Source organism: Pseudoalteromonas sp. CnMc7-15, assembly GCF_022347925.1.
GTDB classification, from domain to species: Bacteria; Pseudomonadota; Gammaproteobacteria; order Enterobacterales; family Alteromonadaceae; genus Pseudoalteromonas; species Pseudoalteromonas ruthenica.
In genome coordinates this window covers 332875-349927 of sequence record NZ_JAKRFT010000004.1, presented here as the reverse complement: position 1 = coordinate 349927, position 17053 = coordinate 332875, and the positions used below count along the sequence as shown (strand labels likewise).

General features: G+C 48.0%; 17 protein-coding genes. 8 read left to right on the top strand and 9 right to left on the bottom strand.

What is annotated here, in order from left to right:
* Positions 1 to 9: 9 nt before the first annotated feature.
* Both MHM95_RS12070 and MHM95_RS12065 read right to left on the bottom strand, forming a co-directional pair.
* The gene (locus MHM95_RS12070; protein WP_239385379.1) at positions 10 to 2121 is read right to left on the bottom strand and encodes a LodA/GoxA family CTQ-dependent oxidase; all 2112 of its coding nucleotides are present in this window, start codon (positions 2119 to 2121) and stop codon (positions 10 to 12) included.
* A gap of 1 nt (position 2122) precedes the next feature.
* On the bottom strand, positions 2123 to 3583 hold the full coding sequence (locus MHM95_RS12065) for a hypothetical protein (protein WP_239385378.1): 1461 nt from the start codon (positions 3581 to 3583) through the stop codon (positions 2123 to 2125).
* 285 nt (positions 3584 to 3868) lie between these two features.
* Between MHM95_RS12065 and MHM95_RS12060 the strand changes: the two genes are divergently transcribed.
* Positions 3869 to 4342: a VOC family protein gene (locus MHM95_RS12060; protein WP_239385377.1), complete on the top strand. Its 474-nt coding sequence runs from the start codon at positions 3869 to 3871 to the stop codon at positions 4340 to 4342.
* Positions 4343 to 4372: 30 nt separating this feature from the next.
* On the opposite strand, the gene MHM95_RS12055 is transcribed toward MHM95_RS12060, so the two are convergent.
* Positions 4373 to 6256, bottom strand: a complete 1884-nt coding sequence (locus tag MHM95_RS12055; RefSeq protein ID WP_239385376.1) for a propionyl-CoA synthetase — start codon at positions 6254 to 6256, stop codon at positions 4373 to 4375.
* 66 nt (positions 6257 to 6322) lie between these two features.
* Between MHM95_RS12055 and MHM95_RS12050 the strand changes: the two genes are divergently transcribed.
* Genes MHM95_RS12050 through MHM95_RS12040 form a run of 3 tightly spaced genes read left to right on the top strand, consistent with a single transcriptional unit; the run spans position 6323 to position 9044 of the window.
* Positions 6323 to 7243: a LytTR family DNA-binding domain-containing protein gene (locus MHM95_RS12050; protein WP_239385375.1), complete on the top strand. Its 921-nt coding sequence runs from the start codon at positions 6323 to 6325 to the stop codon at positions 7241 to 7243.
* 47 nt (positions 7244 to 7290) lie between these two features.
* Positions 7291 to 7830: a cytochrome b/b6 domain-containing protein gene (locus MHM95_RS12045; protein ID WP_239385374.1), complete on the top strand. Its 540-nt coding sequence runs from the start codon at positions 7291 to 7293 to the stop codon at positions 7828 to 7830.
* Positions 7827 to 9044, top strand: a complete 1218-nt coding sequence (locus MHM95_RS12040; protein ID WP_239385373.1) for an erythromycin esterase family protein — start codon at positions 7827 to 7829, stop codon at positions 9042 to 9044. Before MHM95_RS12045 ends, MHM95_RS12040 begins: the two co-directional genes overlap by 4 nt.
* A gap of 38 nt (positions 9045 to 9082) precedes the next feature.
* Here the strand turns inward: MHM95_RS12040 and MHM95_RS12035 are convergent, their stop codons facing one another.
* A complete protein-coding gene (locus tag MHM95_RS12035) occupies positions 9083 to 10546 on the bottom strand; it encodes a prolyl oligopeptidase family serine peptidase (RefSeq protein ID WP_343224305.1) in 1464 nt (487 codons plus the stop codon).
* 57 nt (positions 10547 to 10603) lie between these two features.
* Entirely contained in the window at positions 10604 to 11122 is a 519-nt protein-coding gene (locus MHM95_RS18890; RefSeq protein ID WP_343224304.1) for a DPP IV N-terminal domain-containing protein, read from the bottom strand.
* Positions 11123 to 11330: 208 nt separating this feature from the next.
* Here MHM95_RS18890 and MHM95_RS12030 point away from each other — a divergent pair, with 208 nt between their 5' ends.
* On the top strand, positions 11331 to 11714 hold the full coding sequence (locus tag MHM95_RS12030; protein ID WP_045978240.1) for an MmcQ/YjbR family DNA-binding protein: 384 nt from the start codon (positions 11331 to 11333) through the stop codon (positions 11712 to 11714).
* A 7-nt stretch (positions 11715 to 11721) separates the two neighbouring features.
* On the opposite strand, the gene MHM95_RS12025 is transcribed toward MHM95_RS12030, so the two are convergent.
* Positions 11722 to 12147, bottom strand: a complete 426-nt coding sequence (locus MHM95_RS12025; protein WP_045978239.1) for a CBS domain-containing protein — start codon at positions 12145 to 12147, stop codon at positions 11722 to 11724.
* A gap of 207 nt (positions 12148 to 12354) precedes the next feature.
* Between MHM95_RS12025 and MHM95_RS12020 the strand changes: the two genes are divergently transcribed.
* Positions 12355 to 12945 (top strand): VTT domain-containing protein, encoded by a 591-nt coding sequence (locus tag MHM95_RS12020; RefSeq protein ID WP_022945313.1) that lies wholly within the window; start codon positions 12355 to 12357, stop codon positions 12943 to 12945.
* Here the strand turns inward: MHM95_RS12020 and MHM95_RS12015 are convergent.
* The gene (locus MHM95_RS12015) at positions 12935 to 14434 is read right to left on the bottom strand and encodes an amidase family protein (RefSeq protein WP_239385372.1); all 1500 of its coding nucleotides are present in this window, start codon (positions 14432 to 14434) and stop codon (positions 12935 to 12937) included. The two genes, MHM95_RS12020 and MHM95_RS12015, sit on opposite strands and share 11 nt — an antisense overlap.
* A gap of 145 nt (positions 14435 to 14579) precedes the next feature.
* Here MHM95_RS12015 and MHM95_RS12010 point away from each other — a divergent pair, with 145 nt between their 5' ends.
* Together MHM95_RS12010 and MHM95_RS12005 are read left to right on the top strand one after the other, a co-directional pair.
* Positions 14580 to 14930, top strand: a complete 351-nt coding sequence (locus tag MHM95_RS12010) for a hypothetical protein (RefSeq protein WP_239385371.1) — start codon at positions 14580 to 14582, stop codon at positions 14928 to 14930.
* A gap of 89 nt (positions 14931 to 15019) precedes the next feature.
* Entirely contained in the window at positions 15020 to 15373 is a 354-nt protein-coding gene (locus MHM95_RS12005) for a hypothetical protein (RefSeq protein ID WP_138588803.1), read from the top strand.
* 17 nt (positions 15374 to 15390) lie between these two features.
* On the opposite strand, the gene MHM95_RS12000 is transcribed toward MHM95_RS12005, so the two are convergent.
* Together MHM95_RS12000 and MHM95_RS11995 are read right to left on the bottom strand one after the other, a co-directional pair.
* The gene (locus MHM95_RS12000; RefSeq protein ID WP_045978237.1) at positions 15391 to 15777 is read right to left on the bottom strand and encodes a hypothetical protein; all 387 of its coding nucleotides are present in this window, start codon (positions 15775 to 15777) and stop codon (positions 15391 to 15393) included.
* Between the two features lie 75 nt (positions 15778 to 15852).
* A complete protein-coding gene (locus tag MHM95_RS11995; protein ID WP_239385370.1) occupies positions 15853 to 17022 on the bottom strand; it encodes a GGDEF domain-containing protein in 1170 nt (389 codons plus the stop codon).
* Positions 17023 to 17053: the final 31 nt, after the last annotated feature.

Here is a 17053-nt window from a genome sequence, read left to right as displayed (position 1 = left end):
TATCAAGCGTTATTTACTAGTTGGCTCTGGGATCACTGAAGTTGGCCAAGGCTGTACCAACTGCCCATTCGACTGATACAAGCTCTTTACTTCAACGAACTTGTCGCTACCATAGTTATCACCTTTTGGAGCACTTACTTGGTGACCTTGAATAATAAATCCGGTTTTATGCCAATTAGCCAAGTAATCGAGGTATTGACGGTACCGGCCTACATTTTGCGGGTAATCTGAGTAGGTTAAGTTGTCCTCACCATCAGCATCACCGCGAATACTAAAGAGTTGTCCGCCAAGGTTCCAAGTGCCTTGTTGTTCGTTAAATGTACACAAATTTGCAGGGTGCACTTGAACCGGGCGTTGGGCAGGCCAAGACCAATACAAGGTGTTACTTGCAGGGGGCACGGGATCAGGTTCATGCACGGCACAACTGTTATAATCGGTATGCCAAGGTTGTGCCATAAACTTACTTAAATCACCGGGGGTTACTTTGGCACTGTTATTGGGTATATAGCCAAAACTTAGGAACGGCTGTGCTTTACTCGCATGGCTATAATCCAATGGCTGCTCGTTTATCCTAAATGGTCCTTGTGTGGCGGGAATCGTGGCTACACCATTGCTATTGTCTACTTTGTAAAGGTGTGTATCACGCACAATGAAGGTCAGCTCAATGCCTGGCGAATAGCGTCCTCCCAAGCAGTTTTCTAGAACTACTTTATCAAGCTTTTCGCCCTCACCTAGGTTGGGTGCTTGTTCTTCACTGTGACCTTCGTACCACTGTTTCATAAGGAAGTACTGGGTGGTAGATAACGATAAAAAGCTCTTCGTTGCATCGCCCAGCGACAATGGCATTTTCGTGCGTTCGCTATCATCAGCAGGCAAGTTAGGGTTGCGTATCAAGCCATTGAAGTCTTTGATGAACTCTTTAGGGTTGTCGGAAGGTTTAATTTTAGCGATAAAGTTGTGCCCTTGTATTCCCTTATTCGGTAGATTGGTATTCCAGCGTTGTAAAAACGCACCATGCAATATAGGTAAAACATCGCCATTAAAAGAGGCTTTGTAGTTGCTGTTATACTGGCCTTCGCTATAGAGGTCAGGAATAAGGTTGAGATGCTCCACCCAGGTATTAAAAATATCATCCCACGTTGAGACAATGTTTCGCGTTTGCGGAGCATAGGCGGGATCGGTCGATACAAACCAACCGGCGACAACTTGAGCTGTTGAGCCATCATCGAACACAATCGTTGCATGCACTGGGCCATCGGCAACGTCATCGAACCACCCATCATTATCAATAGCGCCATTGAGCTCAACCTTTCGCTTTTGCGCTTCACTCATATGCGCACCTGCGCCATAGTTACCTTTTTTAAAAGCAAAAGCATTACCGTACCCCCCAGTAACGACTAAACGCCCAGTATTAGACTCGACTCGCAGCTCACCTAGGGTGGTAATGTCACCGGAACTGGGATTGAGATTGTCAAAATGATCGCTCGGGAAACTAGTGGGGTAGTTTGGCTGTTGCTGAATTTGCCCCTGTTGATCAATATAAGAGGCAGTAGTGTGAGCATCAAAATGCACCACCGTATTGCTATCACTGGCACGAATGCAACGAGGGCCAGGGTCTATGACTAATTGTAATAGGCGCTCTGGCATGTTTGGGTCAAGACCATAAGTGGGGTTACGCAACGGCGGAGTTTGTCCATGAGTGTAGCTATTTATGCCCTCTTCATTGCCTTCACTATCGGCAATTGTAAAGTTATTGTTCTTTTTATTGGCTACATGCACTTGCCAAATAATATCGCTGACGGTCTTGCCATTGATGGTATCGCCAAGGGTTATTTCCCGGCCTTTGTCATTACTTGGGTAGCTACTTTGTGGTTCATCGTACGCGTAGATACGAAAGCGTGCGGCTTGACGTTTTACCCGTTGTTGCTGGTCGCGAAAGTCATCGGCAGTGATAGGGGTCGCTTCGCTTCCCCATTTAATAGGTAAACCACCAAATAGTCCCGATGATTTGTCCAATAGCTCACCGGCGGCTGTCTCCGGAGCGATATAAAACTCTTCACTGTTGCCAACGCGAGCAAAGTTGATGGCTGGGTGAACGCGAAAAATAGTATTAGTACTCATGTTATTTCTCTCCCTTTTTGGCTAGGTTTTCCTTCACGTACTGCTTCATTTCCTGATCCCAGAAATACATATTCATAAAGGCATGGCTGATATTGAGGTTGGTGGGCTTTAATGGCGACAGTTTATGTGAACCATTCGGGGGAAAGCGTTGTGAACTATTATGACAGCGGAAACAATTATCCATAGTGCTTTGTGTTTGCGTAAAGGTCTCTATGGTTGCGTTTGATAAATGTAAACCGCCAATAAGTAATTGCTGTCCCTTGTCATCGACGTTAGTAGCCAGTGTTTGTCCGGGTTTAAGAGCATTTGCCTGAGCAAACCAAATAGCCGAGACCTCAAAATAATTTTTTAACCACTGGCGATCTTGCGGCAGGGCAAAGTCCTTGGAAGCCAGTAAATCATCGACACTGTGGTTCAGTTGTTGTACTACTCGAATATTAGTTGGCGCTTTGAAGGTGGCTTGGGTGGCGTCATTACCCCAGGCATAACGGCGACAAACTTGGGTACTAGGGCTAAGTGTTTGGCTTTTTTCGTCAAGTGTGAGCCGGCCCGAAACACTGTAGTTTAAATTACACTCTTTGTACTTAGTATTGGCACTGTAAAACGTCCAGTCCCGCTCTGAAACAATCTGATTGGGGTCGATGTTTTGTACTACTGGGCAGGGATCGTCATAACTGTTCTGTGGCTTAGAGCACACATTGGGAGCGTTGTCTTTATGCTCGAAAGTGGCCCAGATCATCTCCGGGTGCCCTTTGACCACGCCTGCAATATGAAACCCTACCAGAGCCAAGTACTCGTTGCTTTGTTGCGTTATATCCACCACTATTTGACCACCCTTATTTACCAACTTATAAACCGGTTGGCGGGTAACAAAATACTGGCCACTGTTGGCGGTGGTCGCATCAACGATTTTCCAAGAAGCTTTAAACTCAGCAACATTAATATCGAAGCTCAGAGATGGATCAATCTTCTGTACACTTTTATAGTTAGTCAGATCATGCTCGCTGACAAAATCGACAAATTCAGGGTTTAAGTATTGAGAGTAGTAAACAGGTTTGCCTTGTCTGTCGACGAGTAATCCCTCAGTGCCTGCTTGCAGATACTCATCAAGTGCTTTGGCATCGCTCGACTTTGCCATTCTTGGCAGTAAACTTTCACGGTTTTCTACACCCAGTAAATCATAAGGAGTCTCAAACCCAAGGAAGCGTGGTTGTCCAGTATTATGTGGATCTTCTTGCATTAGCCACATAAACATCTGCCATGACCAGGCGTGGAACTCGCAGTTTGAAGACGAGTTAAAGTCATTGCCATCAGGCATAGTGATACTTTTAAAGCTTTGCCAACTCTGTGGCGCTTGGCAGTGTTGGTCATTAAAGTCGTCGGAACTGGCGGCAACAGAGTTGGGACTGCTAAATGTCAGCAGCGAGCTACTTAGCAGCGCAAGTGCGGCAGGTGTTTTCATCAATAATCTCCTTGCTACAAAGAATCCTTTTAAAGCAGGCCTGTTTTACCTTAGGCACCCAATAATGGTGTTGGCCATAAAAGAACAGTGGGTGTAAAAGAACACGATAGATGGTCTCCCCATAATAGGTTCAACATCTAAATTTAATGTAGTTAGTTAACATTTAAATAACAATTACAGCACATAACATTTGTACCTTAATTTGTTTTAACTTGGTTGCAGTCTGTGTTTGTATAGGCTCTTCAACTAAGCTAAAGCTGAGCGATTAAAATAACTGGAGGTCATATGAGTGTGTCTGCCAAGCCCAAAGGGTTTCACTCGCTTACTGCCTATTTAATTATTGATGGTGCGGCGAAAGCGATGGCGTTTTATCAACACGTATTTGCCGCAGAAATCGTAATGCAAATGCCGTTGCCTGATGGCGGCATTGCTCACGGTGAGCTTAAAATAGGTGATTCATACTTGATGGTGGCTGATGCCTGCCCCGATGAACATTTTGTTAGTCCTTACCAACTCGGTGGTACTCCCGTGAGTATGATGTTGTATGTGGAGGATGTTGATACCACGTTTGCCCGCGCTATTGACGCAGGTGCAAAAGAGCTGCGTCCTGTGCACGATCAATTTTATGGCGACAGAGCAGGAACCTTGGAAGATCCCTTTGGCCATATTTGGACCATTGCTACCCATCAAGAGGACCTCAGTCCAGAGCAACTGCAACAGCGTATGGCTGACTTTATGAGCGAGCAACAGGATGCTTAGTGAGTGCCCACTACCGTGGGCACCGGGTCTTTAGGCACTGCGTAATTGTTGTGCTATTTGGGTGAAAATACTGGCATCATCAATGGTAGAGGGAATTTGCAGCGCTTCGCCATCAACCAGTTGACGGAGGTTTTTACGCAGTATCTTGCCCGAGCGAGTTTTCGGTAAACGCTCAACACACAGCACTTCTTTTAAACAAGCAATGGCGCCGATTTGTGTGCGTACGCTGCTGATAAGCTCGGCGCGAATATCAGCCCAAGTCCCTGAATAACTGTCTTTTAGCACCACCATTGCCATCGGCAGTTGGCCTTTCAAGGTATCACTTATACCAAACACCGCACATTCGGCAACAGCGGGGTGGGCAGCAACGATTTCCTCCATTTCGCCGGTGGATAATCGATGCCCGGCGACATTAATCACATCGTCAATACGGCCCATGATAAACACGTAGCCTTGCTCATCGATGTAGCCGCCATCACCACAGAGATAATAGCCTGGGTAGGTACTTAAGTAACCGGCTTTGAAGCGCTCATTGTTTTGCCAAATGGTCGGTAAACACCCCGGAGGCAGTGGTAACTTAATGGCAACCGCACCACTTTCACCTGCAGCGCAGGGGGTGCCATCAACATCAAGTATATGCACATCGAAACCGGGGGTGGGCACACTGGCACTGCCTGCTTTGATTGGTAAAGGTTCAATACCTATAGGGTTACAGGCAATAGCCCAGCCGGTTTCGGTTTGCCACCAGTGATCTAATACGGGTAACTGGGTGGTTTCGGTTAGCCACTCATAAGTGGGCGGATCGAGGCGCTCTCCAGCTAAAAAGAGCCGCTGTAAACTTTGCGTGTTATGGCGCTTAAACCCTGCGCCATTAGGGTCTTCTTTTTTTATCGCGCGAAAAGCGGTTGGCGCGCTAAACAGCGCATTTACGTGATGTTCTTCAACCACACGCCAAAAGGCACTGGCATCAGGGGTTCGCACTGGCTTGCCCTCGTACAAAACCGTTGTACAGCCGTAGATCAACGGCGCGTATACAATATAGGAATGGCCGACCACCCAGCCGATGTCCGATGCAGCCCAAAACACCTCCGCCGGTTTCATGGCGTAAACCACTTCCATACTGTAATGCATTGCCAGGGCATGGCCGCCATGCTCGCGCACGACCCCTTTTGGAGTGCCGGTTGTCCCCGAGGTGTAGAGAATATATAAGGGGTGATCTCCGGCTACGGGAACAGCGTCAACGGCAGTGGCTGTTTGCATTGCTTGATGCCAGTCAACATCACGCATGGGGCTCAATTCAGCAGGGCATTGTGGGCGCTGGTAAATAATACAGTGCTGCACCTTATGATGTGCCTTGGCTAGGGCTTCGTCAATGAGTGGTTTGTAAGCGATGACACGCTCTACTTCAATGCCGCAAGAGGCGCCGAGCACCAGCTTGGGTGTGGCATCATCAATGCGCACCGCTAATTCATGCGCCGCAAAGCCGCCGAATACCACCGAGTGAATGGCGCCCAAGCGTGCACAGGCGAGCATCGCTATCACTGCTTGCGGGATCATCGGCATGTAAATCACCACTCGGTCACCTTTGCCGACGCCTAATTCACGCATGACTCCAGCAAAGTGAGCCACTTCATCGCGCAGTTCGCGGTAGCTGTATGTTTGTTGCGTGGCGGTGACGGGTGAGTCATAAATCAGCGCTGCGCGCTCACCATAACCTTGGTTAACGTGACTATCTAAAGCCAAGTAACTGGTATTGAGGTTGGCATCGGCAAACCAATGATAAAGCCCCTGTGAGTCTTGATGGTAAGCCTCAGTGGGTGGCGTATGCCAATCGATGCGCTGGCTCTGGTGCATCCAAAATTGCACTGGGTCGCTTTGAAACTGCTGGTAAATGCGCTGATATTCGCCCGCCATAATTACTTTCCTCGTATTACATGTGAGAGACCCTACAAAATGTAGGCTCTTTTTCGAGCAAGCTGTATGCGACCTTGGTCTGTGCTGCATGGCTTTGTTTATCGCGTTAGATTTGTTATTTTTGCCAATCTATTCGGACAATGGATTGACACCATGACTTGGCTGCAGCGCTGGCAACAGCTTAGCCACCCAACGCTGAAACTGGGCGTCTTATGGGTAGCTTCGCTTTTTATATTTAATTTCTATTGCTTGTTTTGGCGCCACTACGTTGGTGGTGCACGCTGGGACTTTATCGACTCACAGTTATTTTGGGTGAAAGAGTGGGGCGCTTTATGGGGGCTATCTATGGCAGCAATATATGCGCTAACACATTCTCAGCGAGTGTATAAACCGCTGCTGTTGAGCTGTGCTGTGGTGAGTGTGTTGTTGCTAAGTTATATCCGAGTGTCGCTCGATTTCGATTTTTACGGTCCTAATTGGGCTGGCGCAGTCATTAATTTACTACCTAAGTACACCTTTGCAGTGCTTTTGGTGATGGGAGCCATTTACCTGAGCTTGGTAACCAAGGTGAAAGCACGCGACTCAGTTAACGGAGCCGATATCGCTCCTGCATGTCTCACAGTGCAGCATCGGGGCATGGAAAAAGCGCTCGCTATCAGTGATATTCAGTATGTGCGCGCTGCAGGTAATTATGTTGAGGTTGTCGATGCTGATAGCCGTTACTTGGTGCGCACCACCATTAAACAACTGAGTGAGCAGCTAGGCGCGGCACCTATGATACGCGTCCATCGCAGTTACCTGATTAACCTACACCACGTACGTGAGCTTAAGCCATTGGAAAATGGCAAAGCGCAGGTGTTAGTGGGTGAGGATCATTGGGTACCAGTGAGCAAAACTTTTAAACCAGCGCTGAAGCAAGTATTAACTCAAAGCACACAGCCAGGCATTTCGTCACAAACTCAGTTGTTTCATCACAAAGTTATTTAAATCAATGCGTTAATAAGTACCTTTGAAGAAAAAAGAGGAGGTACTTAATGACTTATGCAGGTGTAAACCGACTACTACATTGGCTGATGGCGGCGCTTATTTTGGGGTTGCTGACCCTGGGATATTACATGACCTATGTCGCCGACTATGGCCTATATCACTTACACAAATCCGTTGCCGTGGTGGTGGCATTATTGCTGCTACCCCGACTGGTGCTGCGCTGGTTCAAACCCTGGCAGAGCACGGTTAAAGGTAAGGGCGCGAAAGCGGTGCATGGCTTTCATTGGTTGTTGTTGGTGCTGCTGGTAATAATGGTGGTGTCGGGCGCTGCTTACAGCGGCTTTGGAGGCTATGGCATTGCTTTATTCGATTGGCCATTGCTGGCGCAAAACATAGATACTCAGCAGCAAGTCGTTGCTCACTCAGCAGCGCTTAGCGACTGGGGATTAGCGGTGCACATATACTGTGCTTGGGCGCTATGCTTTACACTGGCTATCCATGCATTGGCAGCATTAAAACACCACTTTATTGACCGAGATGGGACATTAATACGGATGTTAGTCGGCGAAAAAGGAGCGCGTCTATGAAGTGGCTAGTAACGTTATTGTTGAGCCTTTATGCAGCAGCATTAAGCGCCACAACAATAGAGAAAATAAACCTCGATAACCACTGTGAACAGGCTAATTTTGCGCGCTTTGGCGAGGCGATTGGCGATGCACGTATTGTTATGCTGGATGAACTGACCCATGGCGAGCAACAGAATTTTGCACTCAAGACCTGTTTGGTGCGTTATTTACACCAGCATCAAGGCTTTGATGCGCTGATACTGGAAAGCGGTCTATTTGATGTTGCGCAAATCTGGCAACAGCCCGGTCAAGCTATCACTGCTCAAGCACCGGGTAACATCTTTTATATGTACGCCGCAAGTGCGCCAGTGCAAGCGCTCATGCGGTATATTGACGCACAGCGAGGCAGTGAGCGGCCTTTGCAGCTGGCTGGCTTTGATGGTCGTCTCAGTGGTGAATATTCTAAGGCGCAGGTAAGCGAATTTATCATCCAGCAAAGTCAGCGTTTCATCCCAAGTGTTGCTAAAGAGGTCGACTGGGCTGCATTTAAACGTACCAACGCAGCGGTGCTGAAGCGCCAACCACAGCATATTAATGCAAAGCAGCAACAAGCCTATGTTGCTACCTCCTATCGCCTCCAGCACGCTTTAAACACGGCAGTCAGCGACCAGCAAGGATACCAAGGACCAAAGTATGTCGCCCGGTTACTCCATGGGTTAGTGCTCGTGGCGCAGTCGATAGCAGGGCAGCGACGTCATGACGAGCACGACTTGGCTATGGCCGACAACGTGAAGTGGTTACTGAGCAGTGAATTGGCAGATAAAAAAGTGATTATCTGGGGTCACTATATCCACTTAAACTACGGCGGTTTTATTGAGCATCACTATGCAAACTTAGGCACTGTGCTGAAGCAACACTTTGGCGATAGCGTGCACTCAGTGCATATTAGCGCCGCCAGTGGCGAGTATCGCGACTATGTGACGATGGCAAGTAAAAAGATTATGGCCCAGCCACAGCAATTTGAACGTCTAGTTGCGCAACAGCATGAATTGCAAACACATCAAGCACTCTTTATTGACCGCGCAGCAATGCAGCGCTTTGTGCAAAATGCGCCGTCTACTAGCATATTGTTTGGCCATCAATATCGTTACGGGATTGCGTTAGCGCAGTGGCAGCAATACTGGGATAGTCTCTTTGTCTTGGCGCACACCAAAGCGTCGAAAAAGCAACCTTAAAGCTAGGCGGGGCCGTGAATGCCCCGCTGATGTTGAGGTTATTTCCTGTAGCGCTCGAACCAGGCTAATGTATGCTCTATTTTGGCAATCATCCGCGAGGGGCGCCCAGCAATACCGTGGGCAGAGCCGGGTACACGGATCAGTACGGTATCTACTTTTTGCAGTTTTAACGCTTGATAGAACTGCTCGGACTCCGATATGGGCGTGCGGCGGTCCTGCTCTCCTGTCATGATCATCGCCGGAGTGGTGACGTTACCGACTAACGACAGTGGTGAACGTTGCCAGTAGTGGCTGAGGTTGTCCCACGGCATGCCCGGAAACTGGTTACGAATTTGCCCTAAATAACTGTCGGCGGTAAGCACTTTACTGACCCAATTGATCACCGGCTTGGTGATTGCCGCAGCATTAAAACGGTCGCTTAAACCAATGGCGTAGGCAGCAGCAATGCCGCCGGCAGAGCCACCAGCGATAAAGAGGTTGTTTTTATCAATAAAGCCTTTAGCGATTAATGCGTCAACGGCGGAATTATGATCGGCAAAATCTTCCTTTGAGGAATACTTACCATCAAGTAACAAGGCAAAGTCTTTGCCGTAGCTCGTGGAGCCGCGATAATTCATATAGACCACCACATAGCCAGCGGCCGCATAGCGCTGTAATTCGGCGCTAAAGCTGGGGCCATAGGCTAGGTGTGGGCCGCCATGAATTTCCACCAACAGTGGGTATTGCTTGGTCGTATCAAAATCAGGAGGGGTGATATACCAGCCATGAATAGGTTCCCCATCAAACTGCGATTCCACCGTTAACTCATGCACTTGCCCTAAGGTTTTATGGCCGAGCAGGTCTTCATTGAGCGCTGTTAGCGTGCGCTGCTTGTTGCGGTGAAAATACCCTAAATCAGCGGGGCGCTCAGCACTGCCCTGAGTAAAAGCGAGGGCACCATTGTTTGCCATGGAAAATTCACCACTGACATAAGGGCGACCTATGGATGTGCCTGCGACTGAGCTGACGCGTTCAGTGATGTTTCCTGCGCGGGTTAGGGTGGCAAGCTTACGTTGGCCGCGATCGTCGTACTGAATGACAAAATCCCCTTTGCCCGCCCATTGATAATGGCCGACAGCGCGATCCAGTTCTGATGTCAGTGACTTGACGGCCCCGGACTTGAGATTTAACAAGCTCAGCTCGGTATTAACGTAAGGAACTGCGGCGTTACCTCGGGATAGAAAGGCTAGCTGCTGAGCATTATGACTGAATTGGGGATGGGTCTCACGGCCGGGCAAATCGGTGAGCTGTGTCGTGCTATAGGTACCAACATCCACGCCATACAGGTCAAGCTCAGTGGTGCGATACTCCCAATCAGGGTGCTTATCTGATGCATACACAACTTGTGTCGCATCCGGGCTCCACGCCAATGGACCATAATGTTGATAATCGCCTTGTGTTAATTGCCGTGGTGCGCCGCCTTCGGCTGGAAGCACAAACACATGACGAAAGCTGGGCGTCAAAAAGCCTTGGCCATCGGCTTGATAACGAGCTTTGTCAATAACCGTAACTGGTTTAGATCAGTCGGCGCCTTTGGGTTTTTTCGGTAACTTCACTGATTTTACAAAATCGGAAGGGCCCTGTGGCACCGTCATGGTAAAAGCCAGTTGTGTGCCGTCAGGAGACCACGTGAGGTCGCGCACTGGTTTTGGCAATTGTGATAATAACGCCGTTTTATCTTGCGCCAGCCAGTGCATATGCACTTGCAAAGAGCCACTGCGATTACTGGTAAAGGCGATGCGTGTACCATCGGGAGACCAGCGTGGCTGAGCGTAACTATATTGATCTGCAAACAGCGGAGTATGCTCATCAGTGCTTAGGCTATAGAGCCACAGGCTTTGCTTATTGTTATCCTTCATAATGTCGTAGCCACGACGGACATACACAATGTGCTTGCCATCGGGGCTAATTTGCGGGTCGCTGGCGTACTCGAGGGCAAAAATATCCTCGGAGCTGAAGGTCTTGTTGTCGGCTTGGGCGGGCAACGATGCGCCGCCAAGCAGCGCAGCTGTGAGTATCAAAGGGGTTAGCGCATTCATAAGTAAGTACTTTTTTTAACCAGAAAATATCATCCTAGGTGGGCGGGTTAATGCTGGCAACTGCAATGCGATTAACGGCGAGTATGAGTAAGTTGCGGATCTGAGGTACTTTTTCAATATACTTGTGGGGTATTAGATTAAATGGTTAGATTAGGCCCTACTTGGGCGAGTGATCGCCCTAGTTTGCTTAGCCTTAAAAGGAGTTTATATGGACAGTCAAGGCGTACATGATTATTTGCTCACTAAGCCATTGAGCTCAGTGGCGCAGCCCTTTGGCCCTGGGGTCGACGTCTACAAGGTAAAAGATAAAATGTTTGCCACCCTAGCGCTTGGAAAAATGGGGAAAGAGGATGAAGATAATCGCCATTGGCGCGTAAATTTAAAATGTGACCCTGATGAAGCCCAGGCCCTGCGCGATATTTTCACTGCGGTCATCCCTGGTTATCATATGAATAAAAAGCTATGGAATACGGTGATACTGGATGGCTCCATTCCAGCGGGCGAAATCCAAAGAATGATAGATAATTCCTATACTTTGGTGGTGAGTAACATGCCCAAGAAAGAGCGTGAACAGATTTTGTCGTTACTTTAGTGCCTGCTTATTTACCGGCCTTGCTTTGATAACGCTCGAGTAACAGACGCATAATATCGCGCCAAGTCACAATCCCCACCGGTTGGCGCTGTTCATTAACGATAGGCACACAGGTAATAATATGTTCGTTAAATAACTTCACCACATCAATAAGTTGCGCATGTACTGGTAAGCAAACAGGGGAATGAGTCATAATTTGGCTAACACGTTTATTGAGAGTGGCTAAGTCGGCTTTGGATGCCGAGGCCTTACCAACATTCGGGCTTAATGCCTTAAAAATATCGCGATCAGAGACGACCCCAACTAATAACGATTGCTCTACTACCAGCACATGGTGAAATTGCGTGCGTTTGAAAATATCATTGACAACGCGCAGGGTGTCATCGGGTGAACAAGTAACCACTGGCGTGCTCATTAAGTTACTTAACTTCATAGGCGCTGGTTCCCATACAGAAACGGTTAAAGTGACTGCTGATACACTGTTTTTATTATAACATTTAACAGTCTTATACGTGACTAAAAGCCTATAAGACTGCATTAAGTGTAGTAAATATAAGCTTATAAAGCTTCTTTGCTGAGCGAACAATAGCAGAGTCATTAGTACTCACTAAACTTTTGAATTTTATACAAGGCACATCGGATGGCAATTTCAAAAACGTTAAAGCATAAGACCCAAAAACTCGTAGACTCGAAGCATATGCTTAAAGGCATCACTTTCGCTTCTTTTTTAGAGTCGACCATTGTGCCTATTCCTTTAGAAGCGGTGATGGTGCCATTGATGCAAGCACGACGAGATAAACTATGGTTAATCGCGCTTATGGCTACTTTGGGCTGTATAGTCGGTGCCTTGTTTGGTTATGCCATCGGTTATTTTTTGTTTGACCTGGTCGGTCAGTGGGTTATTGATACGTTCTCTAGCCCTGAGCAATTTGAACAAGTCAAACAACAGATGCAAGCACAAGGGTTCTGGTTTGTGCTCACTTTAGGTATTGCGCCTATTCCTTTTCAAATAGCGATGCTGGCTGCGGGAGCGACCAAGTACTCCCTATTAATGTTCGTTTTAGCCAGTGCAATAGCGCGCTCAATTCGCTATTTTGGCTTGGCGGCGGTGGTATATTTTGCTGGTAATCATGCCGAGCGGGTGATCAGAAAACACAAAACAAAGGCCATTGCTGGCCTCTCTATTGCGGTGCTTTTATTGTGGTGGGCAGCCAACGCGCTTAAAGGCTAGTGTGCTCAAGCAGTGAATCAATGGTTTTGGCCGCTGCAATGGCTTGTTCATCGCCGCCGACATTCGCCATAACAGAAAACCCTACAGGCAGACCCTGAACATCAGCTAAAGGCAGAGTAATGTGGAGCGTACCTGCCACGGCAGCGAGCGTGCTGGCGCCACCGAGATAATGATCGCCATTAATTTTATCAATCTTCCATGCCGGAGAGTTGGTGGGGCTGATAATGGCATCGAGCTGATTTGCTGTGAACCAATGTTGTAGTGCATTACGCGCAGTGAGGCGATACTGCTGTGATGCCTCCAAGTAATCTTCGCGTTGGGCTTGTAAATCGATGGCATTTGCTTGATGTAACAGCTCTTGACCGAAGTAGGGCATGGTGCGATCTTGGTGCTGTTCATTAAAGGCGATCAGCTGGCTTAGCGTTTTCACCTTTACCTGCGCTGGCGTGGCGGCCAGATAGGCGTTCACATCGCGTTTGAATTCATACAATAACACTTGGAACTCTTGGCGGTACATACTACCCAGATCAGCTTGAGGCAGTTCGATAAGTTTAATGCCATGGCGCTCTAATTGCTTGAGCTGCTTTTTAAACACAGCCTGGGTCTCGGCGGTAAAGTGGCTGTAATCAACATAGCCAAGTGTTAATTCCTTTGCCCTACTGGGCTTTACCTCTGTGTAATTGATGGTGCGAAAGGCGTGGTGATTTGGGTCTTGGGCGTCGGGTGCAGCGATGACCTGAGTCGCTAATAACACATCCGCTAGCGAATTAGCCATTACTCCAACGGTATCCTGACTTTCAGCTAATGGCACCACACCCACGCGGGAGACTTGACCATAGCTAGGTTTGAGCGCATAAACACCATTTGCCGCAGCAGGGCAGACAATCGAGCCGTCGGTTTCAGTGGCTAACGCGAGGGGCGCGAAGCCCAGTTTTACCGCCACGGCTGAGCCAGAACTGGAGCCGCATGGGCTACGGGTCGCATCAACGGCATTAGCCGTTTGCCCACCTAGGGTACTCCAACCAGATGAAGAGCTGTTGGAGCGAAAGTTCGCCCACTCGCTAAGATTGGCTTTACCGAGAATAATCGCTCCGGCGCTGCGTAACTGAGAAATGACCTGGGCATCAGCGCTGCTGACATTCTGTGCTAAGGCCAAGGCCCCAGCTGTAGTGGTCATGTTAGCAACGGCTATATTGTCTTTCACCAGTACCGCCATACCATGAAGTGGTCCTTGCCATTGACCTTCACGAGCCAAGTTATCAAGGCGCTGCGCATCGTGTAGGGCGTTATTGTTAATGGCCATCACCGCACGATAGTTATCATTTAGCGCGTCAATACGTGTTAAATAGTGTTGGGTAAGCTTAGCGGCAGAGCTCTGTTCACTATGGAGTTGTTGTTGAAGGTGCGACACTGTTTCGGTCTTTTGCGCATTGGCGCTGAAGGCCATACACAAGAGCAGTGCAGATATCGTAAGCCGGGTGTGGTTCACGAGCGTATCCTTGTTGTTATTATGTGCCTTTAGATTAGCGGCCTTCGTTGTCTGCGGTCAACTGCAATAGGGTGAGTGAAGCGCTTGCCAACATCGGTGTCATTTGCGTTACTATGGCTTCTTTGATAACCCATGGACGATAGCTATGAGCCAATATTTACACCAAGCCTTTCAAGACCTTCGTATCCGTAAAAATGACGTCACGAACGACCAAAACAAACACCGTTCGCAAGGTAATAGTGCACATTTGCAGACACTGGAAGAAAAAATCGACTCCCTATATTTAATGAATTTAGCCGCGTTGGAGTTGTTGCAAGATATGGGAGTCAGCCGCAGCGATATTTTACGAAAGATAGAGGAAATCGACCTACGTGATGGCAAACTCGACGGTAAAGTCGCATCGTCGAGTCACTGCAAAGACTGTGGCCACAAGGTGAGCCCTCGTCGCCGTCATTGCTTTTATTGCGGCGCTAATATCGCTCAGCTGCAATTTTAGCTCCTTCCTTAGTTGCAGCACTAAAGTTAAGCCTAGGGTCAGTGATCAGTCGCTAGGTTATAAGCTCGAATAGAGCAAAGGGGCAAACAGTGCGATTACTAACAGGGTTGTTACTGACGTTATCACTTGCGGCGTGTAGCGAACCACAAACCCGCTATTACGCAAGTTATGCAGATGCACACAGAGCACAACTATTTGAGCAGGGGGAGCTACCTGAGGTATTGCCGCTATCGGCCAAGGCATTTCAAGTTAACACTCATGCCGATAGAAAACGGGCGACGGGACGCTTTAAAATTGCGCCAGCGGATATCAATATCTTTGTCAGCCGGTTACAGCAAAGCCCATACCCAGGCTACGAATTTGTGTATTATCATGGCGCACAGGTGTGGTTGTTTAATATACATAAAGACGGCAAGGTGGAGTACCGCTCACATTCAAAGTGAGGCAATACCCCGTTGCGTTAGACTACTAATTCAGCCTGAATATGGCGTATTAAATTATTGACCCAATTGACATACTGGCGATGGATTTTCTTGCCATCGTATCTTAAATTGACAGAGTCAACATACTCTACCGAAAACTGGCTCGGGGTATAATTAATATCAACCGTCAACTGATGAGTGCGAATATTGAGCACCGCAGCAACGACCCCTTCGCTTTTAGCTGCACACTGCCAGCCGAGCTGCAGGCATGCTTTGATAATGGCTTTTTCAATATCCTTATCACTGTGGTTTTGGCTCTGAGCCATAGGAATGGCATTATAGGGAAAGTCTCGCACTGGCACTGTGGTTTTGCAGGCACTCAGGGTGAATAAGGCCACCAAGGCAATGACAAGGGTGTGACGCATTTACTGATCTCCGTGTAAAAGCGTTATTGTCTCTTAAAAGTTATTATTACTCAAACCCTTGTATGTCGGTTTGTGTTAGCCAGTAGAAGCCGTGATGGTGTCGCTATGATGGATTTCAACCAAGCAGTTACGGCCACGGCTTTTTGCCTCGTAAAGGCCTTTATCCGCTTCAATCAGCATCTTTTTAATATCAAAATGGCCACTCTCTCGGCAAGTGACGCCGATGCTAATGCTCAGCGGCAGGCGCTGATGGTGCCAATAAAATGAGCCCTCGGCAATGGCCTTACGTAAGCGATCGCCCACTTTGAGCGCCGTGCGTTGATGGGTATTGGCTAAAATCACTGCGAATTCCTCTCCGCCAATACGCGCAGCTAAATCATCTTCTCTGAGTTGCTCGCGAATGCGCTGACTCACCCATTGCAACGCAGCGTCTCCGCCATCGTGACCAAACTGATCATTGACCTTCTTAAAGTAATCCAAATCTATCATCATGACTGCAAGCGGCTGCTGCTTAGCAATACACTGCGCGAGTCGTTTTTCGCCTTCATAGAAAAACGCACGACGATTGTACAAGTTTGTGAGTGGGTCGAAATTAGCTAAGTTAGTGAGTTTAGCTTCTGAGCGTATGAAAAAAAGCATCGGAAACACCAGTGCCGTGCACGTGGTCAGTAGTAAGTGAACAGCAAGGACTAACTGTTTGGTCCAAGGCGGTAATGATTGCTCCCAGTGCAACAAATTGGTAAGCAACAGGCCCGTTTGAACCAACATTACCAGCGCATGCAAGGTGACGAGAACAAGCAAAGTGGCGGCATATATATTGCCTTTGGTTGTTGTTCTAATAGCCGCAGCAGCGGCAAAGAATAGTGTGGCAATAGCCATAGAAGTGTAAATCTGCCCCCACAGTGGTTGGTGGTGCAACAACGCCAGTAACAACGCACTGAAACCCAGAATAAAATAGATAAACAACGGGTTATGGTGTTTTGAAGAGCTGTACCAGAGTATACCTCTTAGCACCAGCAATGGCGCTGTTATCATCAATAGTTGGGCGCTGTAATGGGTCAGTACCGGTAAGTCGATAAACACACGCAGAGTCGCGCTTATTTCAGCTAAACTAAATACCAGACAAGATAATCCCCAATACAAAAAGCTTCGTTGCGCACGTTGGTAAAACACCAACAACAAAAAGACGCCAATAAAGGCGTTGAGTAAAGTCGATACCACTATCAATGTTGGTAGATGTAACATGGCACTCGGGATGTTGGGGAGACACTTGAAG